This is a genomic window from Arenibaculum pallidiluteum (assembly GCF_017355985.1).
GTDB lineage: Bacteria > Pseudomonadota > Alphaproteobacteria > Azospirillales > Azospirillaceae > Arenibaculum > Arenibaculum pallidiluteum.
In genome coordinates this window covers 51,688-75,016 of the sequence record NZ_JAFIQU010000008.1, presented here as the reverse complement: position 1 = coordinate 75,016, position 23,329 = coordinate 51,688, and the positions used below count along the sequence as shown (strand labels likewise).

Sequence of the window (23,329 nt, the reverse complement as noted above, 5' to 3'; positions counted from 1 at the left end):
GATGAAGCTACGAAGGCGGCGCCGGGGGAGAAAGTTGGGGATCTTACGTAAGTAGGATCCCGTATATGCCCTTAGGCCGGGGCGCGCGGCTGGGTGGCGCGGCCGTGCGCGCGGCGTCCCTCCGGTTCCGGCGGGAAGTCAGACGTGGCCGTGGTGGCTGCCGAGGCCGGTACCGCCCCCGGCGGCGCCCGGCGCCGCGTTCGGCAGAAGCTGCCGGATCGTGTCCAGCAGCGCCTCGTCTTCGAAGGGTTTCTCGAGGATGGCTGAGACACCCATCTTGCGTGCCCGGGCAAATGTCTCAGGGTCGCCGCGGCCGGTGACCATGATAACCGGCATCTTGCCGAGCTGGTCGCCGTACTTCTCGAGGAATTCCAGGCCGCTCATGACCGGCAGGTGCAGGTCGAGCAGCAGGCAGCCCTCCTCGCCGTCGAAATCGTCGATGAAGTCCCGGCAGGAGGCATAGTCGCGGACCCGAAGCCGGCAGGCTTCGAGCAGCACCTTCATGGAGTCCCGGACCGGCTCGTCGTCGTCGACGATGAAGACCAGTTCGTCGTTGAAAGCACCCACTGCGACCTCCAGGTTCCGGCGGGATCAGTGATCCGCGCCAGCCGATCCGCGACGGGTATCGACGGGACCACGATATTGGGGCCGCACCCCTTCGGAAAATAAGGGGTTTTCCCTACCAGGGCCGATTTGATCCAGGTCAGCGCTCCGCAGGGGTGATCCCTGCCGAGATCGCCATGCGGACGAGCTTCGGCAAGCTGTCGGCCTGCATCTTCTCCATCACGCGGGCGCGGTGGATCTCCACGGTGCGCGGGCTGATGGAAAGCTGGTACGCGATCACCTTGTTGGGATGTCCGGCGACGAGCCCCTCCAGGACCTCCCGCTCGCGCGGGGTCAGGATCGCCAGCCGCTCCAGAACCTCGGGCGCGACCGCCGCAGGGGGGGCGGCCGGGGCGGGCGTCTTCACGGCCTCGGTTCGCGACATCGCCGTCCGGATCGTCGAGAGAAGCGCATCCTCGTCGAAGGGCTTCTCGACGAAGTCGATGGCGCCGGCCTTCATGGCCCGCACGGCCAGGGGCACGTCGGCGTGGCCGGTCATCACGATCACCGGCAGCGGACAGCCGGTTGCGCGCAGCCGCTCCTGCACCTCGATCCCGTCCATTCCCGGCATGCGCACGTCGATCAGCAGGCAGCCGCTGCGGGATGGCGCATCGGAGTCCAGGAATTCGGGCGCGGAACCGAAGGTCCGCACGCTCAGCCCTGCGGATTCCAGCAGCATCGACAGGGAATCGCGGACCGCCTCGTCGTCGTCGACCACGAAGACCTCGGGCTCAGCCGGCATGATGGTGCTCCGCCTCGGATGCGCCGGGGATCGAGAGATGGAAGGTCACGCCCCCGCCGGGCGTCGGCTCCGGCCAGAGGCGCCCTCCATGGGCGTTCGCGATGGAGCGGCATATCGACAGGCCCAGTCCCATCCCCTTCTCCTTGGTCGTGACGAAGGGCTGGAACAGCTTCTCGGCGACGTCGGGCGCCAACCCGGGACCGGTGTCGCTGACCGTGATCAGCACGCCGCCATCGGCAGCAGGCCGGGTCTCGACCGTCAGCTCGCGTCGCTCCGACGCGCCCATGGCCTCGATGGCGTTGCGCATCAGGTTGATGACGACCTGCTGGATCTGGATCTTGTCCACCTGCACGCACAGCGGCTCGGGATGCAGGCGCAGGCGGGTCCGTGCGGCGCTTTCCCGCACCCCGATCAGGGCGAGGGCGGCCGCCTCCTCCACGACCCTGTTCAGGTCCTCGGTCGCGGTCTCGTTGCGGCCTTTCTCGATGAAGGCCCTCAGGCCCCGGATGATGCCGCCCGCGCGGCTCGCCTGGCCCATGGCCTTGTCCATGGTCTCGATCGCGCGCTCGGCTCCCGGCAGGCCGGAGGCCTGGACGAAGCGCTTGGCCGCCTTCACGTAATTGATGACGGCCGTCAGCGGCTGGTTCAGCTCGTGCGCAAGAGCCGATGCGAGCTGGCCCATGGCGCTGATGCGGCTGACATGCAGCAGCTCGCCCTGGAGATCCTGGAGCCGCTTCTCGGTCTCCTGGCGCTCGGTCAGGTCGCGCACGAAGCCCGTGAAGAGGCGCCGACCTCCGGTCGAGATCTCGCCTACGGCGAGTTCCATCGGAAAGGTGGAGCCGTCCTTGCGCTGGCCCACGACGATCCGCCCGATGCCGATGATCCGCCGCTCGCCGGTGGCAAGGTACCGGTTCATGTACCCGTCATGGCCCGTGCGGTAGGGCTCGGGCATCAGACTGCTGACGTTGCGCCCGACCACCTCCGCCGCGGACCAGCCGAATTGGCGCTCCGCCGCCGGGCTGAAGGAGACGATGACGCCACGGGCATCGATGACGATGATCGCATCGGGGACAGTGTCCAGGATCGAGGCCGTGCGCGCCTGGCTCTCCTCGAGCGCCAAGCGCTCCAGCCGCCGCTCGGTGATGTCCTGGACGATCCCGAACAGGCGGCGGACACCGCCGGCCTCGGTGATTTCGACCTCGTCCCGGACATGGCGGACCTCGCCGTCCGGGCGAATGATCCTGTACTCGCGCTGGACCGTACCGCTCGGCCGGCCGAGCGCCGCATCGGCCCGGGCGACATCCTCGGGATGCAGCGTGGCGCGCCAGGTCTCGAGGCTCGGCCTGAAGGTCGCGGGATCGCGGCCCCAGATGACATAGACCTCCTCGGACCACTCGATGGCGCAGCCGGCGCCCTCGCCCTCGAGCTGCCACCATCCCATGCGCGCGATCCGGAGCGCATCCTTCAGCCGCTGGCCGCCCTCGCGGATCGCGGCCTCGGCCCGCTTGCGCTCGGTGATGTCGCGCACGATGCCCACGAAGATCCGGCGCCCGTCCTCCGCGGCCTCGCCGATCGAAAGGTCCACCGGAAAGGTCGTGCCGTCCTTGCGGCGGCCCTCGACCTCGCGGCCGATGCCGATGATGCGGGCCTCGCCGGTCTCGAGATACCGGCGCATGTAGGTGTCATGGGCGCTCTGATGGGGCTCCGGCATCAGCACGCTGACGTTGCGCCCGATGATTTCCTCGGCCTGCCACCCGAAGATGCGCTCGCAGGCGGGGTTGAATGTCAGCACCCGTCCCTCGGTGTCGATCACCACGATGCCATCTGGGACGGTGTCGATCATCGCCTGGAGGCGGGAGCGGCCCTGCTCGGCGGTCCGCAGTCGGTTGGTGTCGTCCATCTCTGCTGCATCGCATGCGACGCCGCCGGGCGCCGCTCATCCGCTGGTTGACATTAAGCTATGCAGTTGCGCCCGGGATGTCACCCGTGGCGAGCGGTCGCGCCTTCCTTCGGCGCAGCATCGCGACACCGGAGGATGCCATCGGCGGAGGGTGCCGTTGGGCGCCTTGCGGATCCGAACGGCTGCGGCGATTGTTCTGTTCTCGGCCCCGCGCGAGCGGGGCGTCCCCGCCGCCGGGCCCGAGAGAGCGACCCGATGTTCTTCCTCCCGATCTCCGACGACAACCCGACGCGGCGGGCGCCCGTGGTCACGCTGCTGATCATCGGGCTCTGCATCGCCGTGTTCCTGTGGCAGCAGTCCCTGCGGCCCGATGCGCGCGACGCCGCGGTCTACGCCTTCGGCGTAATTCCGGCAGTGCTGTTCGGCATCGCCGCGCTGCCGCCGGAACTGTCGGTCCTTCCCCCCTGGGGCACGATCGTCACCTCCATGTTCATGCATGGCGGCTTCATGCACGTGATCGGCAACATGCTGTACCTCTGGATCTTCGGGAACAACGTCGAGGACAGCATGGGCCGCGGCCGATTCCTGCTGTTCTACCTGCTCTGCGGGCTGGCCGCGGCCATGGCGCAGGCAATCGCCGATCCCAGCTCCGAGGTGCCCATGATCGGCGCCAGCGGTGCCATCGGCGGCGTCCTCGGCGCCTATATCGTGCTGCACCCCCAGGCCAATGTGCGGGTCTTCGCCTGGATCATCATCTTCGTGCGCATGATCAACGTTCCCGCGGTGATCGTCCTCGGGATGTGGTTCGCAGGACAGCTCCTCAGCGGCTTCACGACGCCCACCGACGGCGGCGGGGTCGCCTTCTGGGCGCATGTCGGCGGCTTCGTCGCGGGAATGGCGCTGATCCCGTTCTTCCGGGACCGCCACGTACCCCTGTTCCAGGGCGCGCACACCCGCCCGTTCGCGGTCATGCCTCCCCCGGGAATGCCGCGGCGGGGCGGAAGCGTGCCCCAGGCCGGAAGCCGGCGCTGGCCCAGGGGATAGCGCGCCTGCCGGCGACGCGTCGTGCTGGCCGGGGGGCGCTCTCCAAGGCTATGGTGCCGAGATTCCCGATCCCACAAGGTGCCAGTCTCGAAGGTGTAGTGTCGGCAAAACATCTCAGCCGGTTCACACGGACCCTCGTATATTTGCGGCGAAGGCCAGACGGGGGTGTTGCCTTGCTGTTGCGGTCCGCCGCTGCGTTGCTGCTGTATCTTGTCGCGCACATGCCTCTTGCCGCCTTGGCCGAGGGCTTGGCCGCGCCGACGGGGCGCGTCATCCTTACGGTCGAGGGCGCCGTGTCGCACACCAATGCCGGCACGACCGCTCAGTTCGACCGCGAGATGCTGGAGCGGCTCCCGCAGCACGAGATCGAGACGAGCACGCCCTGGGCGTCCCAGGTCGTCCGGTTCGCCGGCCCCCGGCTGAGCGACGTCCTCGATCTCGTCGGCGCGCGCGGGGCGCGCCTGCATGCGACAGCCCATAACGACTACAAGGCCGAAATTCCGGTGGCCGACGCGGCGAAGCACGGCGTCGTCCTGGCCCTCAAGGCGGACGGGCGCTACCTTTCCCTGCGCGAGCGGGGGCCGATCTGGATCGTCTATCCCCTGGACAGCGATCCCTCGTTGGTCGAGGCGGGCGCCGGGGACCGGATGGTCTGGCAACTCGCGCGGCTGCGCGTCGAATGAAGGCGAGGGCCTCACTCCGGCGGGGACGGATCGCGGCCGCCATGGTCCTGATCGGGCTGCTCGCCGGCGGCTTCGGATCCGTCTGGCTGGTCTCCAGCGAGCGCGAGCGGGCGGCCGAGGCCCTGCGAACCGGCACCTGGATCGTCGTCCAGGCCGAGGTGGAATCGCTGCGCCTGCTCGACGCGCTCGCTGGCTTCGAGATCGGCGACGTCGACCGCCAGGAGATGATCGACCGGCTCGACATCTTCTGGAGCCGCATCCCGCTGATGCTCGACGGCACCGACTCCCTCGCCGTGGCGCGCGTCGGGCATCGGGAGACCGCGGCCGAGATCCTGGGCGAGCTGCCCGCGCTCGAGGAACGCATCGCCACCTTCAGCCCTGGCGATGGCAGCTATTCGGCGCTGCGCCGGGACGTCGATTCCATGCGCGCGCGGCTTCACGACGTCGCCCTTGAGGTGCTCGGACGCCGGAGCGACAGCGGGGACATCCAGCGGCTCCTGGACAGCTACACCCTGATCACGGGCTGGATGGTCGTGGCGCTGCTGAGCGGCGCCGCCCTTTTCGGAATGCTGTTGCGCCAGCTCCGCCGGTCGGCGGAGCTCATGGAGGAATCCCGGGAGGCGGCCGCGGCAGCGGCGCGCTCGGCGGCGGCGGCGCTGGAGGCCGACAGGGCCAAGTCGCGCTTCCTGGCCGCGGCCAGCCACGATCTCAGGCAGCCGCTGAACGCCGCGGCGCTGCTGCTGGGGGCGCTGCGCACGCGGATAACGGACCGCGCGGCGATTCCGCTCGTGGAGAAGGCGTCCTACGCGCTCGGCCGGCTCGGCGAGCAGCTCAACATGTATCTCGACCTCACCAAGCTGGATACCGGCGCGATCCGGCCGGAGGTCCGGGCGACGCCACTCCAGCCCATCCTGGATTCCGTCGCAGCCGGCTTCCGCGAACTCGCGGCGGAGAAGGGGTTGCGTTTCCGCCTCGTGCCGACATCGCTCTGGATCCGCACGGATCCCGATCATCTCGAGCGCGCCCTGTCCAACCTGGTCTCCAATGCCGTGCGCCACACCGCTTCGGGCGGCATCCTGCTGGGCTGCCGGCGAAGCGGCGACCGGGTGCGCATTGACGTGATCGACAGCGGCCCCGGCATCCCGGAGGACCAGAGGGAACGCATCTTCGAGGAGTTCTTCCAGATCGGGAACACGGAGCGCGCCTCGGAAGGCGGTCACGGGCTGGGCCTGGCGATCGTCGATCGGGTCCTCAGGCTACTCGGGCATCCGCTAGACCTGCACAGCGAGCTCGGCTGCGGCAGCCGGTTCTCGGTCTGGCTCCCCCAGGCCGAGTCGCAAGCCGACGCGCACGGCGTCGGGGACGAGGACGCGGCATCGCGCCCCGCCGCCCCGCGCGAGCAGGTGCGGGTCCTGGTCATAGAGGACGATGGCCTGGTGGCCGAGAGCCTGTGCCTCGTGATCGAGAGCCTGGGCCATCGCTGCGTCACCGCCTCCTCTGCCGAGGAGGCGGTGACGCTGACGGCCGAGGGCGTGCCGGTGCCCGACCTGATCATCGCGGACTACCGGCTTCCCGGGCTGAGCGGGCTCGACGCGATCCGCGAGATCCGCGCCATGGCCGGGCGCGTCATTCCCGCCGCCCTGGTGACGGGAGACACCGACCCCGGGCTCAGGACCATGGCCCTGGCCGAAGGGGTCGGCTTCCTCGTCAAGCCGCTGTCGCCGGACCAGGTGGCGGGGCTCCTGAGCGGGGTGGCGGCCGCGCAGGAGGCAAGGCAGGTACCGGCCCAGACGGGGCAGAGCCTGGCACGTCGCGGTTCCGTCGAGGTGTCCAGCATGGCATAAGGCGGGCCCGATGACGCCCCGGGTTCTTCCAGGACCCTCGCGCGACCCTGCCTCAAGGACGCCGCCGTGATGGACGAGACCCGGTACCACGTCGATTCCCTTGCCGCCTTTACTGGAGAGCTGCTGGCAGCCGCCGGCATGGCACCGGCCAAGGCCGAGGCCGTCGCCCGCCTGCTGGTCCAGACGGACATGCTGGGCCGCCACACCCATGGCGTCGCCCTGGCTCCGCTCTATGTCGAGCAGCTCGAGAAGGGCCTGATGACGCCCGACGGCGAGCCGGACTGCCTGCGCGACACCGGCTCGACGATCGTCTGGGACGGCAACTACCTGCCTGGCCTATGGCTGGTCGAGCGTGCACTGCAGCTCGGCCTGCAACGCATCGCGACCCATGGCGTCGTCACCTTCGCGATCCGGCGCAGCCATCATATCGCCTGTCTGGCGACGCTGGTGAAGCAGGCGACGGACCGCGGCTGCGTCGCGATCCTGATGACGTCGGACCCGGCCTTCGGCTTCGTCGCGCCCTATGGCGGGCGCGAGCCGCTACTGACCCCGAACCCCTTCGCCATCGGCTATCCCGGCACGCGCACCCCCGTTCTGGTCGACATTTGCGCGTCCATCACCACCGTCTCCATGACGCGCCAGAAGGCGGCGACCGGCGAGCACTTCGAGCACGAATGGCTGCTGGATGGGCAGGGCAGGCCGACCCGCGATCCCCGGGTGCTGGAACAGACCGACCCGCGCGGCAGCATCATGCTGCTGGGCGGGCTCGAATACGGGCACAAGGGCTTCGGTCTGGCCCTTATGGTCGAGGCGCTGACCCAGGGGCTGGCGGGTTTCGGCCGGCGGGATTCGGAGAAGCGTTGGGGCGGAAACGTCTTCCTGCAGCTCTTGGATCCCGAGGCCTTCGCAGGGCGGGAGGTTTTCCTGGCGCAGATGGACCACCTGACGGAGCGCTGCCACGAGAATGCGCCGCTGCAGGACGGCGTTCCCGTGCGCATGCCCGGAGAGCAGGCAGAGCGCAACATGGCGGCGGCGCGGCAGGCAGGCGTGCGCCTGGCTCCGTTGACGGTGCAGCGGCTTTCGGACGCCGCGGGACGCTACGGCATCGCCCTTCCCGGGACCACCTGACCCGGCGCAGGCGGCCTGAGGTGTTCGCGCCGGCGTCCCGGCGTCCGCGCGCGGGCCGCGTCAGGCGGCCAGGCGGTCGAGCGCGCCGCTGCGCCGCAGGCGCTCGCGCATTCCGACGACCAGCGTCAGGACATCCTCGGCCGAGACACCGTCGCGCAGCATCACTGCCTGGATCACGGGGTCCTGCACCATTTCCGCCACCAGGGGCTCGCGGCGGGGCTTGGTTTCCTTGTTCATCGGTTTCCTCCCCGGCTTTGTTGGGCCGGCTGTCTATCCCAACCTGTCCAGGGATGCCACTGCGAGGAAGGTCTATCTCCTTCCGGCAGAGGGCACACGGCCGTGGGACCCGCGCCGTGCCCAGTCCGTGCCGTGCTGTTGGTCCGACGTCGCAGTTCCCTGGAACACTGTCAAAATTCGTTACAGACTCGTGATGGATTTCCCTCCAAGTCCTTGAGCGGACCCCATTTTTTGCGCTGGCCCGCTGATTGCTTCGAGGCGAACATCTGGCCCGTGCCTAAACGTGGCCGCATGCCCGAGGAGATTGGATGGAACCGGCGGACGCCCTTGCCGAGATTCCCGAAGCGGTCCGGTTCGGAGACCGGCTCGGACTCGGCTTCTCCTGTCTGGAGATGGGCCTTCACGAGGAGGCCGCGCACCTGTTCGAGCAGGCGCTGTGCCTGCGCCCGGCCGATCCGGCGGCGCTCGCCCATCTGGCCCTGTGCCGCTGGCAGCTCGGTGACGAGGAGGGGTGTCGTGTCCTCGCAGCCCGCGCCCAGGGCATGCTGGCCGGCGCCGTTCCCCGTCGCATCGGCGGCAGCCGCCGCCCGGCGCTGCGCATCGTGCGCTGATGCGCGCGGGGCACCACCGTCTGCTACTGGCTAGAAGCCGAGACCCCTGAGCCGGGCGATCGTCTCGTCGACGCCCCGGTGGAGGACGCCGACGCCACCCATCTGCTCCCACGCCGCGATGTTGGACGGCCGATCGTCCACGAGGATGTCGCCGGGGCGCCCGTAGCGGGGCTTTTCGGCGGCCCGGCAGCAGATGATCCGGTCCGTCTCGAAGTGGTGGCGCACCCAGGCGATCTTGCTGGGCTCGCAGGTGCGGTCCCCGACGAGGATCCCGGTCAGGAAGGTCGGGTCGTGCGGTCGGCAATGCTCCCACAGCCGGTCGGCGCCGGGGAGCAGGGCCAGCCGCGACCAGAAGCCCCGCGTGCGATGGATGCGCGCCCACATCTCGCGGCGCGGCAAGGCGTGGACGGGCCGCCCGAACAGCTTCTCGACGGCGCCTTCGAAGTCTGCGAAGACCCCGTCGAGGTCGAGGAAGAGGGCAGGAGCTGTCATCGATCTTCGGTCCAGGGGTCGGACGGGATGGTCGCGAAGCGCATGTCGGCGCGACGAATTCGGAGGGGGCGCCATGACGCGCGAGGACTACCAGTTGATGGACATCTCCCAGGGCGGCCTCTGCTTCTATTGCGGGAAGCCCATGGGCGCTGCCGCGACCGACGACCACCTGATCCCCCGCGCCTATGGCGGCGCCGATCTGCCGGGTAACGTGGTGCTTGCACACCGTCGCTGCAACCAGCTCAAGGGGGACCGGCTTCCAACTGTCGACGAGATCGACCGCCTGGTCGCGCAGCGGCGCCGGAGCCGGCTCGGCATCTGGCCGCCGCTGCTGGCGCTGCGCGATGCCGAACCCGGTGGCGAATGGGTCGCCGTGGCCCGCGCCATCGCCGATCTCGGGCCGCCTGGGGCCTGATCAGACCATCAGGGCAGCCGGGCGCCCTGCGCGATCCAGCGGCCGAGCAGCGCGCGCTCGTCGACCGTCATCTCGGTCACGTTGCCGAGCGGCATCGCCTCGGTCGCCACCGCCTGCGCATAGATGGCGGGGGCCTGGGCTGCTATGGCCGCCGCCGTCTCAAGGACCACGCCCTTGGGCGGCGCATCGAAACCCTCATGGCTCGGCCGCGCCGCGTGGCAGCCTGCGCAGCGTCGCTGCACGACGGCCTCGACGTCATTGAATGCGACCTGACCGCCGGCGGCGGGAGCCGCCGGACGCTCGGGCCGGGCGGACACGGCGAGCGCGACCAGCGCCGCGGCGGCTGCCGGGATCAGCCAGGGACGGTTGCGGCCGCGGTTCCGGAGGTTGAAGTAGTGGCGGACGAGGATGCCGATGGCGAACAGTCCCGCCAGGACGGCCCAGTTCCAGCCATGGCCGAACGTGCCGGGATAGTGGTTGCTGATCATGGTGAACAGCACCGGCAGCGTCAGGTAGTTGTTGTGGAATGACCGCTGCTTGCTCTGGGCGCCGAGGACCGCCATCGCGGCGTCGGGTGGGCGACCTTCCAGCATGCCGCCGACGATGAGGCGCTGGTTCGGGATGATCACCATCAGCACGTTGGCTGCCATGATGGTGCCGAGCATGGCGCCGACCAGGATATAGGTCGCCCGGCCCGTGAAGACCTGCGACAGACCCCAGGCCACAGCCACCGTCCAGACGAAGACCAGCGCGCCCACCATCAGGTCGTTGCGACCCTGGAGCCTGCGGCAGGCTGCGTCGTACAGGATCCAGGCCAGGACCAGCACGGCCAGGGCGATCACGACGCCGAGCCACGGCGCCAGCCCTATCCCGGGCTTCACGAGATACGCGGACGCGCCTGCGAAGTAGATCAGGCACAGCAGCAGGAAGCCGGAGATCCAGGTGGCGTAGGCCTCCCACTTGAACCAGTGCAGGTCTGGCGGCAGCCGAGGCGGGGCGACCAGGAACTTCTGCAGCTGGTAGAAGCCGCCGCCATGGACCATCCAGACCTCGCCATGCACGCCTTCGCGGTGTTCGATGGGCGGGCGCAGGTGATTCTCGAGCCAGATGAAGAAGAACGACGTGCCGATCCAGGCGATGCCGACGGTGACGTGAATCCACCGCAGGGCCAGGTTCAGCCAGTCCGAGGCGAAGGCGTCCATGAAGGGCGGGGCTCCCGAGCGTTCCGGTTCGAAGCGGGTTCCAGCTTCCCGGAAATGCCGCGCGAAGGGAATGGCCTGCGCGGCGCTGACGCGGCGGGACCGCTGCGGCGGTGGATCTCGGCAGGGGTTTCGGAGGGGGTGGTGCAATGTTATATGATTGCGCATGGCCGAACACGATCACGACCTCTGCATCCGCGACGCGCTGGACTCCGCCGAGGCGCTCTGCGCCCGGCGGGGCGCCCGCCTGACCACGTTGCGCCGGCGCGTCCTCGAGCTCGTCTGGCAGTCGCACCGGCCGGTCGGCGCGTACGACCTGCTCGCCCGCCTGGGGGAGGGGCGCGACCGCGCGGCGCCGCCTACTGTGTACCGGGCCCTGGATTTCCTGATGGAGCAGGGGCTGGTCCACCGCATCCATTCGCTGAACGCCTTCGTCGGCTGCCCGTCGGCGCGCGAGGGCCATGCGGCCCGGTTCCTGATCTGCACGGATTGCGGCGAGGCGACCGAGTTCGAGGACGAGCCGCTGCAGCGCGACCTCGAACGCATCGGGACTGCACGCGGCTTCCGGATCGACGGGCAGGTGATCGAGCTGCAGGGCCTGTGCTCGCGGTGCGCGGCGGAGCGCCCCGTTGCCTGAGGGTGCCGCGCGGCGCGGCGAACTCGTGCGCCTGGATGGCGTGACCGTCCGCTTTGGCGGGCGCCCGGCGCTGAGCGCCATCAACCTGGATCTCCATGCCGCCGAGGTGGTGACGGTGATCGGTCCCAACGGTGCCGGCAAGTCGACGCTGGCACGCGTCGTCCTGGGTCTCGAGGCGCCGGAGGCGGGCCGGGTGTGGCGCCGTCCGGGCCTGCGCATCGGCTACATGCCGCAGCGCCTCGTCGTCGATCCGGTGCTGCCGCTGCCCGTCGGACGCCTGCTGACGCTGACCCGCCGGGCTTCGGCGCGCGAGGTCGCGTCGGTGCTGGACGAGGTCGGAGCAGGGCATCTCGTCGGGCGGGCGGTGCAGACGCTGTCCGGCGGTGAGATGCAGCGGGTGATGCTGGCGCGCGCGCTGGTCGGCGGGCCCGACCTTCTGGTGCTGGACGAGCCCGCCCAGAACGTCGATGTGGTCGGCCAGGCCGAGCTCTACGACCTGGTCGCCCGCTTCCGGCGGGAGCGCGGCTGCGGCGTGCTGATGATATCCCACGACCTGCACGTGGTCATGGCGGCCACCGACCGGGTCGTGTGCCTTCACGGCCATGTCTGCTGTTCGGGCGCCCCGGAGGATGTCGGCCGCCATCCGGAGTACCTGGCGCTGTTCGGGCCGGCGGCGGCCAGCAGCCTCGCGGTCTATGCCCATGCCCATGGGCACCGCCACACCGCCGACGGCAGGGTCGAGCCGCTGGACGCCTGCGGGCACGACCATAGCCACGATCATTCGCATGCCCACGAGCACCCGCACGACCACTCCCGTGCCGCGCCCGGGACGGTCCAGCCGTGATCCCGCCGCTCGACGACTTCCTGGTCCGGGCGCTGCTCGGCGGGCTCGGAATCGCCCTGGTGGCGGGGCCGCTGGGCTGCTTCGTCGCCTGGCGGCGCATGGCCTATTTCGGGGACACCCTGGCCCATGCCTCGCTGCTCGGCGTGGCGCTCGGCTTCCTGCTGTCGGTGGACCCCCTGGTGGGGATCCTCGGCACTTGCGCCGTGGTGGCGGTCTCGGTGGTGCTGCTGCAGGAGCAGCGGCGCGTCGCGACGGACACGCTGCTGGGGCTGATGTCGCACTCGGCGCTGGCGCTCGGCCTCGTGGTGCTGGGGCTGCTGCCCGGCGTGCGGGTCGACCTGAGCGGGTTGTTGTTCGGCGACATCCTGTCTGTGTCGCCGTCCGACCTTGCCTGGATCTGGGGCGGCGGCGCGGCGGTCCTGGCCGGCCTCGCCTGGCTCTGGCGACCGCTGCTGGCGCTCACGGTCCATGAGGAGATGGCACGGGCCGAAGGGATCCCGACGCTGCGCGTCAGGCTCGTCTTCACCCTGCTCCTGGCGGGGGTGGTCGCGATCGCGATGAAGGTCGTCGGCATCCTGCTGATCACGGCGATGCTGATCCTGCCGGCCGCGGCGGCGCGCCCGTTCTCCACGACGCCGGAGCGGATGGCGCTGCTGGCGGCGCTGGCGGGTGCGGCCGCCGTGGGGCTGGGGCTCTGGGGCTCGCTCGCCCTCGACACGCCGGCGGGGCCGTCGGTAGTCGTCTCGGCCCTCGTGCTGTTCCTGGCGGGGCAGGCGGCATCGCTCGCCGGTGGACGGCGCGGCACCTAACCTCAGCCTGGTTTCCGGCCATCCGGCCGGCGCGAAGCGCTGGCCGCAGGGGCACTGTCATGGCATCCTATGGAAAATGGGATGCTCTCCGGGGGGAGGTCCAAATGGATATCTGGATCACGTTCTTCGGGGTCGTGGTGATCGGCGGCGCCGTGGTCTTCCTGTTCCTGCGCCGTGACCGCGGCGCAGGTTCCGAGCAGCACACGCCGGACCGCGAGCCGAGCCTTACCAGCCGCGGGCCGCGTCGCTAGCCCCGGGACCTCCGGCGCCTCCATCAGCGCCGCGCGAGACATCCGGCTGCTCGGCCTCCGCCATTCCCTTCCAGTCCTGGAAGAGCCCTTTCAGGACAAGGTCCAGCGTCGCCGAGAACCCGGCCAGGGTTTCGGGCGCCAGGACAGAAAGGCGCGCGACCAGGCTGCGCCGCGGATCGCCCTCCAGGACGGCGTGCCCTTCCTGCGTCAGCTCCAGCAGATCGGCCCGCCGGTTGGCGGGGTTGGCCACGCGTGTCAGCAGGCCCTTTTCGACCAGGGTGCGTACCGTCCGCGCGACCGGGCCCAGATTCATGCCCTGGAACCGCGCGAGCGCGGCCGTTGTCCTTTGCGCCGGCACAGCCTCCGCAAAATAACGTAGTGCCGACCATTGGGCGGGATAAAGGCCGCCCGCATGCCCGACGGAATGGATTAGCCTTGATGCCCGTTCGAGTTGCGCAGCAACCTCGATGGCGGAGACTTGGGCTGTCATGAAAATGTCATCTTTCCATTCCGGCGCTCTGGCAAGGTGCTCATTAATCACATGGCGACATATTCCGCCGGATTATGCCAACACGTCCGATATGTCGCAAATACTTCCGTGTCGCGCGGCGCGCGCTGTGGCGGTCATCACGGTTCCTTAACGCCGTCTCCGGCACAGTGCGGATCCTGACCCAGCCGTGGGAGCCCGCGTTCCGTGCCCATGCCTCAGAAGACCTGCTCGGCCGCCTGGCTTGAAGGCGCCGCCCTGTACCAGATCTGCCCGCTCGTCTTCGCCGACGGGAATGGCGACGGCGCCGGCGACCTCGACGGCATCCGCCGCCGGCTCGACCATGTGGTGGCGCTCGGGGTCGATGCGGTCTGGCTGACGCCGTTCTATCCGTCGCCCTTCGACGATTTCGGCTACGACATCGCGGATCATCGAGCCGTGGACCCGCGGCTTGGCACGCTCGAGGATTTCGACCGCCTGGTCGAGGCCGCTCATGCGAGCGGGCTGCGGCTGCTGGTCGACCTGGTCTGCGGCCACACTGCGAAGGCCAATGCCTGGTTCCAGGCCAGCCGGCGCGAGCGCGGCGGCCCGCATGGCGACTGGTATGTCTGGGCCGACCCGCGCCCCGACGGCTCGCCGCCCAACAACTGGCTCTCGGTCTTCGGCGGCCCCGCCTGGTCCTGGGATCCCCTGCGCCGACAGTATTACCTTCACCATTTCCTGCCGAGCCAGCCGACGCTGAACCTCAGGTCCGCGGCGGGCGAGGCGATGCTGGAGACCGCCGATTTCTGGCTGGACCGCGGCGTCGACGGCTTCCGCATCGATGCCGTCGATTTCCTGATGCGGGACCCGGAGCTGCGCTCCAACCCGGCGGCTGCCGATCCGCCGCCGGCGATCCCGACGAAGCTCTTCGGGATGCAGGTCCATGCCTGGGACATGATGCACGCCGATGTGCTGGACTTCCTGGAGCGGCTGCGCGCCCGGGTCGAGCGCCGTCCGGGCGCCGTGCTCGTGGGCGAGCTGTCGAGCCAGCCCGGACACGGCGACCGCCTGCGCCGCTACACGGCGCCCGGGCGGCTGCATGCCGCCTATACGCTGGGCCTTGCCAAGACCGCCTTCACGCCCGACGCGTTTCGGGCGGCGCTGATGGCGGCGGGGACGGGCACCACATGCTGGAGTCTGTCCAACCACGATGTCGAGCGCGCGGCGAGCCGCTGGCTGCCGCCGGGCGCCGACCGCGCGCGCTTCGCCGCCTTCCTCGCGCTGCTGACCTGCTGCCTGCCCGGGGTGATCTGCGTCTATCAAGGCGAGGAGCTGGGCCTGCCCCAGGCGGAGCTGCGCCTGGACGAGCTGCGCGACCCCTTCGGCCTGAACTACTGGCCGGAATTCCCGGGCCGCGACGGCGCCCGCACGCCGATGCCTTGGTCCGCCGAGACCGTTGAACCGGCCCCCGGCGCGGCCTGGCTGCCGGTGCCCGAGGCGCACCGCGCGCTGGCCGCGGACCGGCAGGCCGGGCTTCCGGGCTCGACGCTGGAGGTCTGGCGTGCATGCCTGGCCCTGCGGCGGGCCTGGCCGGCCCTGGCCCATGGCCGGATCGACCTCATCGACGAGGACGGGCCGATCCTCGCATTCCTGCGCGAGATCGATGGCGAGGCGGTGATGTGCCTGTTCAATCTCGGCACCCGCGCGGCGGACTACGTGCTGCCCGAGGGCTCGGACTACGCGCCGCTCGAACTGCCGGTTCCGGGGCTGCCGCCCGTGCCGCGCCGCATCCGCGGCGGCGGGCTCGTCACCGTCCCCGCCCTTGGCGCGGTTCTGGCCCGGCGCGAGGGCGCGTCCGGCGGGGTCGCCGTGGCCGCCCCCGAGGCCGTTCCCGTTCCGGGCTGAAAGGTCCCGTCTTCGTCCCTTGACCGCGCGGCCCCCCGGCGGCAAACAGCTTGGTCCCCACGGGACCCTTCCTCAGCAGAAGCGACGCTCATGACCGACATTCCGACCCCCGACGCCCTGGCCCGCCTCGACGGCGCGCTGCTGCGCATCGACGCCGCCATCGACGCGGTGACCTCCCGCCTCGACCGCTCGCGCCAGGACCGCGACGCCGTGGCCCGCGAGCGCGACCAGGCCGTGGCCGAGCTGGAAGCCCTGCGCGTCCGCTACGACGCGCTGCAGGTCAAGGCCGAGCAGGCGGCCCTGCGCATCGATGCGCTCATCGAGGCTGTCGAGCGCGCGCTGGCGGCGCCCGAGGCCGGCGAGAGCGCACCCGCCATCGCCGAGACCACGCCCGCCGCGACGGACGCCGTCCCCGCGCCGGCCGCCGTCGAGACGGCCCCGGCCGACCCGCAGGCGCAGCCGGTCCAAGGCTACGGGTACGGCTACACGCCCATGGCGCAGGCCGGCCGCTGAAACCGGCCCGCCCGGCCGCACCCGCGGCCGGGCGGCTTCCGCCCCGCGCGGCCTTTCTGCTAACGTGGCCGCCCACCGGGAGCAGGCCCGCCCCGCGGTGCCGAGGAGCATCACGATGGATCAGCAGACACGCACGGAACTCGAGGCGGCGGCGTTCCGCGGGCTGGTCGAGCATCTGCGCCAGCGTACGGACGTGCAGAACATCGACCTCATGAACCTTGCCGGATTCTGCCGGAGCTGCCTGACCAAATGGTACGTGGCGGCCGGGAAGGAGCGCGGGATCGAGGTGCCGCCCGAGGAGGCGCAGCTCGCCGTCTACGGCATGCCCTATGCCGAGTGGAAGGCGAAATACCAGACCGAGGCCGCGCCCGAGAAGCTCGCACGCTTCGAGGAGACGAAGCCGCTCCACGCCAAGATCAGCGGCCACGCGAAGTAGCGGCCGTGTCCAGCGCCCGATCGGCGGCCGACTGCTTCGCGCCCGACGCCGACATGCTGCGCGCCGACGTGGCCGTGACGCGGCTGCTCGACGCGGTCGAATGCCGGGCCGCCATCGAGACGGTGCCGCTCCGCGCGGCGCTCGGCCGCGTGCTGGCGGAGCCCGTGGTCTCGCCCGTGACGGTCCCCCCGCGGGACAATTCGGCGGTCGACGGCTTCGCGGTGAACGCCGAGGACCTGCCCGCCGAGGGCGTGGTCCTCCTGCCAGTCGCCACCCGCATCGCTGCCGGACAGATCGCGACCTCCGCCCTCGCCCGCGGGACGGCCGCGCGCATCTTCACGGGGGCGCCGCTGCCCCCCGGGGCCGACACCGTGATCCCCCAGGAGGCATGCCGCGTCGAAGGCGGGCAGGTCGCGCTGCCCGGCGGCATCCGGCGGGGGGCCAATCGGCGACCGGCTGGCGAGGACGTGCGCGCCGGCGCCGTGGTGCTGGAGGCCGGCCGCAGGCTGCGGCCGCAGGATCTCGGCCTGGCCGCGACCGTCGGCCGTGCCAGCCTTCCGGTGCGCGCACGCCTGCGCGCGGCCGTCTTCTCGACGGGCGACGAGCTGCGCGAGCCCGGCGGCGAACTGCCCGACGGTGCCATCTACGACAGCAACCGTTTCACCGTCTCGGCCCTGCTGGAGCGACTCGGGGCCGCGGTGACGGATCTCGGCATCCTGCCGGACCGGGCCGACGCGGTGCATGCCGGCCTGCGCGACGCGGCCCGGGACCACGATCTGATCGTCACGTCCGGCGGCGTCTCGACCGGCGAGGAAGACCATGTGAAGGCTGCGGTGCAGGCTCTCGGCGGGCTGCACTTCTGGCGGGTCGCCGTGCGGCCCGGCAGGCCGCTGGCGGTCGGTATCGCCGAGGGTGTGCCCTTCGTCGGACTCCCCGGCAACCCGGTCGCAGCCATGGCGACTCTGCTGATGCTGGTACGGCCGATGGTCCTGAAGCTGATGGGGGCGGAGTTGGGGCTGCCGGTCCCGTGGCGCGTGCCGGCGGCCTTCGCCTTCAAGAAGCGGCCGGGTCGGCGGGAATGGCTGCGCGCACGCCTGGTGGCAGCGCCGGATGGGAGCGTGCGGGCCGAGCGCTTTCCCAACGAGGGATCGGGCATCCTGACCTCCATGGTCTGGGCCGGCGGACTCGTGGATCTGCCCGAGGATCTTCCCGCTGTGGCCGAAGGCGACGTCGTGGACTTCCTCCCGTTCGAGGCGCTCCTCGGCTGAGCGCCGCTAATTCTACCGAAGGCATATCTACTGAAGGCATATCCCGATTCCGCAGCCCTACAGGGCACCATTCCTCCTGTTGCCGGGGCATCTTTTCGCGAGAAAGGGATTGTCCCGTGTATTACCACGACAAGCGCCTCCAATATCCCGTGCGCGTCGAAACGCCCGACCCGCTGTTCGCCCGGCAGCTCCAGCAGGCCATCGGCGGAATCGAGGGCGAGATCCGCGTCTGCCTGCAGTATTTCTTCCAGGCGTGGGGCGCGCGCGGTCCCGACAACAAGTACCGCGACATGCTGCTGAACACGGCGACAGAGGAGATCGGCCACATCGAGATGCTGGCGACGGCCGTCGCCCTGAACCTCGAGAACGCGCCGCTTTCCCTGCAGGAGTCCGCGGCCGCAGCAAACCCGGTGGTGAACGCCGTGATGGGCGGCGAGCGCCCGCGTCACATGGTCGAGGGCATGCTGCAGAAGCACCTGCTGTCGACCGGCCTCGCGGCGTTCCCCGGCAATGCGGACGGTCTTCCGTTCGACTGCTCGCACGTCTACGCCAGCGGCAATCTGGCGGCGGACATGTACGCCAACGTGACGGCGGAGGCGACGGGCAGGATCCTGGCGGTCCGGCTCTACAACGCCGCCCATGATCCCGGCATGAAGGACATGCTGAGCTTCCTGATCGCGCGCGACACCATGCACCAGCAGCAGTGGCTGGCCGTGATCGAGGAACTCGGCGGCACCAAGGCGCTGCCGATCCCGAACAGCTTCGACCAGAACCTGGAGAAGCGCGAGTTCAGCTACGCCTTTGTCGGCACGGACCGGAACGACGTGCCGCCGCCGCGCGGCCGCTTCACCGAGGGGCCGTCCCTCGACGGTCGTGGCCAGTTCTCGGCGATCCGGAACGAGCCGCTTGGCGAGGAGCCGGTGCTCGGGCCGGCGCGCGAGGGCTCGGGCGCGCAGCGCGAGCAGATCCAGCCCGGCAAGACCTGACCGGGAACGCGGGGGCAGTCGCGGTGTTGCCCCCGAGGCGGATCGCGGCCGGGCAGCCATGCCCGGCCGCGTGAGGCCGCCCATTCCTGCGACGCGCCCTCCGGAATCCCAGATGATGCTCGACTGTCTTGTGATCGGGGGCGGTCCCGCGGGACTCACCGCCGCGATCTATCTCGCGCGCTTCCGCCGCAGCACCCTGGTGGTGGATGCCGGTGAGAGCCGGGCCGCCTGGATCCCGGTCTCCCACAACCACGCGGGCTATCCCGAGGGCATCAGGGGCAAGGAGCTGCTCGGCGCCATGCGCCAGCAGGCAGAACGCTACGGGGCGGATTTTCGCGGCGGGCGCGTCGAGTCGCTGGAGCGGCTCGGCACCGGCGACGGCGACGGGTTCCGGGCGAGGCTCGCCGACGGCGGCGAAATCGATGCCCGCTTCGTGCTGCTGGCGAGCGGAATCGTGGATCTGATGCCCGAGATGCCGGCGCTGTACCAAGCCGTCCAGCGTGGACTGATCCGGCTCTGTCCGATCTGCGACGCCTTCGAGGTGATCGATCACCGCATCGCCGTGCTCGGCCATGGTGCGCATGCCGCGCGCGAGGCGCTCTTCATGCGGACATACAGCCCCAACGTGACGATCCTGTCGCTGGGGATACCGCCCGAGCTGCCCGAGGGGGAGCAGGCTCGCCTGCGCGACGCAGGCATCCGCTGGCTCGACAGCCCCGTCCGCGAGATCGGCGAGGAGGCCGGCCGCGTCGCCGTGCTCACGCTCGAGGATGGCTGCGTGTACAGCTTTGACACCGTCTACTCGGCGCTGGGCATTGCCCCACGCCGCCAGCCCGTGCTCGGCCTTCAGCCGGAATTCGACGAGGACGGCCGCCTGCTGGTCGGGGACCGCCTCGAGACGAGCGTGCCGGGCCTGTTCGCTGCCGGCGACATCGTCAGCGGCCTGAACCAGATCAGCGTGGCCATGGGGCAGGCCGCCATCGCCACGACCGCGATCCACAACCGGCTGCGCGCGCTGCAGGGCGGATGGAGCGAAGGTCCGGCACCGCGGGCATAGTCTCGCGGCGGCGCCCCGCGGACCTCACTTCTCCGCGCTCACTTCTCCACGAAGGCCTTCTCGACGACGTAGTGGCCCGGGGCATTGCCGCTGCCCTCCACGAAGCCGCGGGCTTCCAGGATGGAGCGCGTCTCCTGGACCATGTCGGGGCCGCCGCAGATCATGACGCGGTCCGTGGCGATGTCGAAGGGAGCGGCGCCGATGTCCTGGAACAGCCGGCCGCTCTGGATCAGGTCGGTGATCCGGCCGGTATGCTCGGACGGCTCGCGCGTCGTCGTCGGATAGTAGGTGAGCTTCTCGGCAGCCATCTCGCCCAGGATCTCGTCTTGGGGCAGCGTCTCGCGCAGGTAGTCGCGATAGGCGTGCTCGCGTTCCCAGCGGCAGGTATGGGTCAGGATGATCCGCTCGAACCGGTCGTAGATCATGGGGTCCTTCACGATGCTCAGGAACGGTGCGAGACCCGTGCCCGTGGCGAGCAGGTAGAGCGTCCGTCCCGGCAGCAGGTTGTCGGCGACCAGCGTTCCCGTGGCCTTGCGCCCGACGAGCAGCGTGTCGCCCTCGCGGATGTCCTTGAGGCGCGAGGTCAGCGGGCCGTTGGGCACCTTGATGCTGAAGAACTCGAGGCTGTCCTCGTAATTCGCGCTCACCATGCTGTAGGCGCGGACGAGCGGCTTGCCGTCGATCATCAGGCCTATCATCGCGAACTGGCCGTTCTCGAAGCGGAAGGCGGGCGAGCGCGTCGCCGTGAAGGAGAAGAGATCCTCGGTCCAGTGATGGACCCGCAGGACGCGTTCCTCATAGAAGGCTGACATCACGAATTCCCGGGAGCGGCGTCGGACGGAGCGGGCTGCCTCGCTCCGGTGCTGCCATGTCTAGGTGGTGCCAGGGAGCGCGCCGCGGCGCAACGGGCTTTGCGGCGACACAAGCGCGCAGCCGCCGTGTGCCGGCCCGTCGCGACGCCAGGGGGCGTTCCACTGTTGCAGGTCTGGGAATACCAGAGACGGAGGACGCCATGGCCGAGAAGCCCACGCAGATGAACCCCGGCGACGAGGCGCCGCCTGGAACCCCCGGAACCGGCGAGGACATCTGCCCGGTCTGCGGCGGCACCGGTCGCACCGACCAGGCGGTCTGCCGGAACTGCGGCGGCACCGGGCGCATCGTCGAGGGCATCGGCGGCGCCTGACCCCCGCGTCGGAGCTCCGCGCCTGACCCTCGCGGGTGCATCTTCCGGGTCGGGCGCGGACCCGGCGTCAGTGGAGCGGCACTGGCCCGCGGGGCAGCACGGTCCATGCTGCGGCGGGCCGCTCCTCGTCCTCCGTGTCGCGCAGCGTGTCGATCAGCGCCTCGCGGTCGGGGGTGCCGCCGAGAATATCGGGAATGCGCCGCGCCAGTGCCCGGATCGCCGCATCGAGGACCGCGTTGTCGGGCGTCGCCCCATTGAGGGCGAGGCACGTCGCGGCCGCGTTCTCGACGAGTGCCGCCGCACGGCCGAGGCCCGGCCCGGGCGGCCGCAGCGGAACCGGTTCGGGGTCGCGCAAGGAGACGGCGCGGCGGCGCAGGGCGTCGGTCAGCAACTCGTCGCGGACGGTCGCGTCGAGCCCCGAGGCCATGGTCGGGCCCGCCAGGCGGTCGATGGCGCGTCTCAGCAGGCGCAGGCCCGCGAGCGCGGCATGGACGAGATCGCCGGCCGTTGCACTGGCTGGCCCGGCGCGGCGTGCGGTCTGGAATGCGCTTTCGATCAGGATCTCAGCCGTCGGCTGCATGATGGTCCTACCCTCACCTGGAGCGATGGACGGGAGGGGCCCGCGAGGCGGCGCCCCCAGCGGTTCGATCTCGGGTTTTGATCTATTGCGCGTGGATCGCCCGTTCAAGGGGGGCGCCGGGAGGCCGTCAGGGCGGCTCCGCGCGCAGGGCCCGCAGTGCGCTGCGCAGCCGTCCGAGATCGTCGAGGAGCTCCTCGACCGGGCTGTTCCAGGAGAACGCAAAGAGCGGTCGGGGCAGGGTCCAGGCGAACTGCCGGGGCGGATCGCCCTGTGTCCGCCCCACGAGGAGTCCGCGTCCATCACGGTGCCGGGCGGCGAGCAGTGTCCAGCCGGCGCCGGCCGCGCTCCCCTCGATATAATCCTCCACGATCCAGCCGTCGCCTGAGACGAGCGGGCCCAGCGCCGCGTCGGGCGGCCGATGCCGGTGGGTGACGCCGGCGCCAAGCTCGGCCAGCAGCAGGATCCGCACGGCCTCGCGGAAGTCCCGGCCGGGCGGCACGGTCAACTGAAGCGCGGCATAGCCAAGGGCGCCCAGCAGCGGCACGAGGCCGAGCAGGGCCAAGCCGCCGGTGGCCGAGGCCCAGACGCCGTAGACCAGCGTGGCTCCGCCGATGGTCGCCGCGCGGCGCCGCAGAATCATACGCGAGACGCGCCGCGCCGCATCGAGCTGCCTCAGCGAGCGCGCGATCGCGCTCTCGTCCTCGGCGCCGCCATGGGGCTCCCTGTCCGCCAGTTCTAGCTGCACGCGCGGTAACGGCCCCTGTCCAGGTGGAAATGGTCTTGGTGCGCGCGATTGTAGTCGGGACCGAGCACCACGTCGAAGAAGCGACATGCGCCGGCATGGACCTCGCGCAGGAATGCCCCCTCGGGCCCGCCGGAATCCCAGTCGCGCGCAACCGAGATAGTGCGTCCGTCGGCCGTGCGGAAGGCGGCTATGTCGATGGCATTGGCACCTGCATGTTCGCTGCGGCGCCCGGTGCTCCGCCCATAGAGGTTGCGGCAGGCATAGGTGCCGAGATGGTCTATGCGCCGGATCTCCGTGCCGAGCCGGTCGCGGGCTGCCGGCGCAACCACGTGACGTTCGAACATGGCCAGGGACGCGACCAGCGGGCAGGTGGCGACGAAGCCCTGCGCCGCGCCGAGAAGGCCCGGCCTCGCCCTGCCGGCATCGGTCCATCCGCAGCCTTCCGACACCGCCCGGTCCGGGACCCGCTCGAGCGCGATGCCCGCGGCCTGCAGCGCCGCGAAGCAGGCGTTCCCGTCGCGCTCCAGCCGCGTGAGCTGCATGCCGGTGAACGGCCCCGGCGGGGCATCGATCACGAGCGGCCCGAAGGGGTTCCAGCCCGGGGAAAGCCGCAGATCTCCACGGTGTATGGCGGTGGCGAGGACGCCGGAGGCAAGGACGGCCAGAAGCAGGAGGATGCGCAGCATGGGGGCTCGTGCGTCGTTCCCTAGCTCCGAACACGCGAGGGCGCAGGGCAGCCATCCGCAGC

General features: G+C 70.5%; 28 protein-coding genes. 17 read left to right on the top strand and 11 right to left on the bottom strand.

Annotated elements, in window-relative coordinates; all coding sequences use genetic code 11:
• Nucleotides 1–138: 138 nt before the first annotated feature.
• From JUB13_RS17300 to JUB13_RS17290, 3 genes are all read right to left on the bottom strand, one after another.
• On the bottom strand, nt 139–567 hold the full coding sequence (locus JUB13_RS17300; RefSeq protein WP_328702955.1) for a response regulator transcription factor: 429 nt from the start codon (nt 565–567) through the stop codon (nt 139–141).
• A gap of 136 nt (nt 568–703) precedes the next feature.
• On the bottom strand, nt 704–1,345 hold the full coding sequence (gene fixJ / locus JUB13_RS17295; RefSeq protein ID WP_207481183.1) for a response regulator FixJ: 642 nt from the start codon (nt 1,343–1,345) through the stop codon (nt 704–706).
• On the bottom strand, nt 1,335–3,245 hold the full coding sequence (locus JUB13_RS17290; RefSeq protein ID WP_236025020.1) for a PAS domain S-box protein: 1,911 nt from the start codon (nt 3,243–3,245) through the stop codon (nt 1,335–1,337). The genes fixJ and JUB13_RS17290 overlap by 11 nt, the downstream gene beginning before the upstream one ends.
• Nucleotides 3,246–3,500: 255 nt before the next feature.
• On the opposite strand from JUB13_RS17290, the gene JUB13_RS17280 reads away from it, so the two are divergent.
• The 4 genes from JUB13_RS17280 (at nt 3,501) to JUB13_RS17265 (ending at nt 7,944) form a co-directional block, all read left to right on the top strand.
• Entirely contained in the window at nt 3,501–4,289 is a 789-nt protein-coding gene (locus JUB13_RS17280; RefSeq protein ID WP_207481182.1) for a rhomboid family intramembrane serine protease, read from the top strand.
• Between the two features lie 173 nt (nt 4,290–4,462).
• Entirely contained in the window at nt 4,463–4,972 is a 510-nt protein-coding gene (locus JUB13_RS17275; RefSeq protein ID WP_207481180.1) for a molybdopterin-dependent oxidoreductase, read from the top strand.
• Between the two features lie 41 nt (nt 4,973–5,013).
• Nucleotides 5,014–6,816 carry an ATP-binding response regulator gene (locus JUB13_RS17270; RefSeq protein WP_207481178.1) on the top strand — a complete coding sequence of 601 codons (1,803 nt, stop codon included), beginning with the start codon at nt 5,014–5,016 and terminating at the stop codon, nt 6,814–6,816.
• A 69-nt stretch (nt 6,817–6,885) separates the two neighbouring features.
• A complete protein-coding gene (locus JUB13_RS17265) occupies nt 6,886–7,944 on the top strand; it encodes an Ldh family oxidoreductase (RefSeq protein WP_207481176.1) in 1,059 nt (352 codons plus the stop codon).
• A gap of 60 nt (nt 7,945–8,004) precedes the next feature.
• Here JUB13_RS17265 and JUB13_RS17260 read toward each other — a convergent pair whose 3' ends face one another.
• Nucleotides 8,005–8,181, bottom strand: a complete 177-nt coding sequence (locus JUB13_RS17260) for a hypothetical protein (RefSeq protein WP_207481174.1) — start codon at nt 8,179–8,181, stop codon at nt 8,005–8,007.
• Between the two features lie 308 nt (nt 8,182–8,489).
• On the opposite strand from JUB13_RS17260, the gene JUB13_RS17255 reads away from it, so the two are divergent.
• Nucleotides 8,490–8,792 carry a tetratricopeptide repeat protein gene (locus JUB13_RS17255; RefSeq protein ID WP_207481172.1) on the top strand — a complete coding sequence of 101 codons (303 nt, stop codon included), beginning with the start codon at nt 8,490–8,492 and terminating at the stop codon, nt 8,790–8,792.
• Nucleotides 8,793–8,822: 30 nt separating this feature from the next.
• On the opposite strand, the gene JUB13_RS17250 is transcribed toward JUB13_RS17255, so the two are convergent.
• Nucleotides 8,823–9,284, bottom strand: coding sequence for an HAD family hydrolase (locus JUB13_RS17250; RefSeq protein WP_207481170.1), 462 nt, complete (start codon nt 9,282–9,284; stop codon nt 8,823–8,825).
• Between the two features lie 73 nt (nt 9,285–9,357).
• Here JUB13_RS17250 and JUB13_RS17245 point away from each other — a divergent pair, with 73 nt between their 5' ends.
• Complete coding sequence (locus JUB13_RS17245; RefSeq protein ID WP_207481168.1) at nt 9,358–9,699, top strand: HNH endonuclease; 342 nt, start codon at nt 9,358–9,360, stop codon at nt 9,697–9,699.
• Between the two features lie 8 nt (nt 9,700–9,707).
• On the opposite strand, the gene JUB13_RS17240 is transcribed toward JUB13_RS17245, so the two are convergent.
• Nucleotides 9,708–10,901 (bottom strand): urate hydroxylase PuuD, encoded by a 1,194-nt coding sequence (locus JUB13_RS17240; RefSeq protein ID WP_207481166.1) that lies wholly within the window; start codon nt 10,899–10,901, stop codon nt 9,708–9,710.
• A gap of 163 nt (nt 10,902–11,064) precedes the next feature.
• Between JUB13_RS17240 and JUB13_RS17235 the strand changes: the two genes are divergently transcribed.
• The 4 genes from JUB13_RS17235 to JUB13_RS17220 all read left to right on the top strand — a co-directional run bounded on the left by JUB13_RS17235 (nt 11,065) and on the right by JUB13_RS17220 (nt 13,439).
• The gene (locus tag JUB13_RS17235) at nt 11,065–11,535 is read left to right on the top strand and encodes a Fur family transcriptional regulator (protein WP_207481164.1); all 471 of its coding nucleotides are present in this window, start codon (nt 11,065–11,067) and stop codon (nt 11,533–11,535) included.
• Entirely contained in the window at nt 11,528–12,379 is an 852-nt protein-coding gene (znuC, locus tag JUB13_RS17230) for a zinc ABC transporter ATP-binding protein ZnuC (RefSeq protein WP_207481162.1), read from the top strand. The genes JUB13_RS17235 and znuC overlap by 8 nt, the downstream gene beginning before the upstream one ends.
• Nucleotides 12,376–13,188 (top strand): metal ABC transporter permease, encoded by an 813-nt coding sequence (locus tag JUB13_RS17225; protein WP_407928154.1) that lies wholly within the window; start codon nt 12,376–12,378, stop codon nt 13,186–13,188. The genes znuC and JUB13_RS17225 overlap by 4 nt, the downstream gene beginning before the upstream one ends.
• A 104-nt stretch (nt 13,189–13,292) precedes the next feature.
• A complete protein-coding gene (locus tag JUB13_RS17220) occupies nt 13,293–13,439 on the top strand; it encodes a hypothetical protein (protein WP_207481160.1) in 147 nt (48 codons plus the stop codon).
• Here JUB13_RS17220 and JUB13_RS17215 read toward each other — a convergent pair.
• Complete coding sequence (locus tag JUB13_RS17215; RefSeq protein ID WP_207481158.1) at nt 13,414–13,980, bottom strand: MarR family winged helix-turn-helix transcriptional regulator; 567 nt, start codon at nt 13,978–13,980, stop codon at nt 13,414–13,416. The two genes, JUB13_RS17220 and JUB13_RS17215, sit on opposite strands and share 26 nt — an antisense overlap.
• 159 nt (nt 13,981–14,139) lie before the next feature.
• On the opposite strand from JUB13_RS17215, the gene JUB13_RS17210 reads away from it, so the two are divergent.
• From JUB13_RS17210 to JUB13_RS17185, 6 genes are all read left to right on the top strand, one after another.
• A complete protein-coding gene (locus tag JUB13_RS17210; protein ID WP_207481156.1) occupies nt 14,140–15,813 on the top strand; it encodes an alpha-amylase family glycosyl hydrolase in 1,674 nt (557 codons plus the stop codon).
• 90 nt (nt 15,814–15,903) lie between these two features.
• Nucleotides 15,904–16,326: a hypothetical protein gene (locus JUB13_RS17205; protein ID WP_207481154.1), complete on the top strand. Its 423-nt coding sequence runs from the start codon at nt 15,904–15,906 to the stop codon at nt 16,324–16,326.
• 115 nt (nt 16,327–16,441) lie between these two features.
• The gene (locus JUB13_RS17200; protein ID WP_207481152.1) at nt 16,442–16,762 is read left to right on the top strand and encodes a DUF1244 domain-containing protein; all 321 of its coding nucleotides are present in this window, start codon (nt 16,442–16,444) and stop codon (nt 16,760–16,762) included.
• Nucleotides 16,763–16,767: 5 nt separating this feature from the next.
• Nucleotides 16,768–18,030: a molybdopterin molybdotransferase MoeA gene (locus tag JUB13_RS17195; RefSeq protein WP_328702954.1), complete on the top strand. Its 1,263-nt coding sequence runs from the start codon at nt 16,768–16,770 to the stop codon at nt 18,028–18,030.
• A gap of 116 nt (nt 18,031–18,146) precedes the next feature.
• Nucleotides 18,147–19,016: a manganese catalase family protein gene (locus JUB13_RS17190; protein WP_207481150.1), complete on the top strand. Its 870-nt coding sequence runs from the start codon at nt 18,147–18,149 to the stop codon at nt 19,014–19,016.
• 112 nt (nt 19,017–19,128) lie between these two features.
• A complete protein-coding gene (locus JUB13_RS17185; protein ID WP_207481148.1) occupies nt 19,129–20,073 on the top strand; it encodes an NAD(P)/FAD-dependent oxidoreductase in 945 nt (314 codons plus the stop codon).
• 38 nt (nt 20,074–20,111) lie between these two features.
• Here the strand turns inward: JUB13_RS17185 and JUB13_RS17180 are convergent, their stop codons facing one another.
• On the bottom strand, nt 20,112–20,885 hold the full coding sequence (locus JUB13_RS17180) for a ferredoxin--NADP reductase (RefSeq protein WP_207481146.1): 774 nt from the start codon (nt 20,883–20,885) through the stop codon (nt 20,112–20,114).
• Nucleotides 20,886–21,085: 200 nt separating this feature from the next.
• Between JUB13_RS17180 and JUB13_RS17175 the strand changes: the two genes are divergently transcribed.
• Complete coding sequence (locus JUB13_RS17175; RefSeq protein ID WP_207481144.1) at nt 21,086–21,256, top strand: hypothetical protein; 171 nt, start codon at nt 21,086–21,088, stop codon at nt 21,254–21,256.
• 67 nt (nt 21,257–21,323) lie between these two features.
• On the opposite strand, the gene JUB13_RS17170 is transcribed toward JUB13_RS17175, so the two are convergent.
• From JUB13_RS17170 to JUB13_RS17160, 3 genes are all read right to left on the bottom strand, one after another.
• Nucleotides 21,324–21,836 (bottom strand): hypothetical protein, encoded by a 513-nt coding sequence (locus JUB13_RS17170; protein ID WP_207481142.1) that lies wholly within the window; start codon nt 21,834–21,836, stop codon nt 21,324–21,326.
• A 127-nt stretch (nt 21,837–21,963) separates the two neighbouring features.
• Entirely contained in the window at nt 21,964–22,581 is a 618-nt protein-coding gene (locus JUB13_RS17165) for a hypothetical protein (protein WP_207481140.1), read from the bottom strand.
• Complete coding sequence (locus JUB13_RS17160; protein WP_207481138.1) at nt 22,572–23,267, bottom strand: extensin-like domain-containing protein; 696 nt, start codon at nt 23,265–23,267, stop codon at nt 22,572–22,574. Before JUB13_RS17160 ends, JUB13_RS17165 begins: the two co-directional genes overlap by 10 nt.
• Nucleotides 23,268–23,329 lie beyond the last annotated feature (62 nt).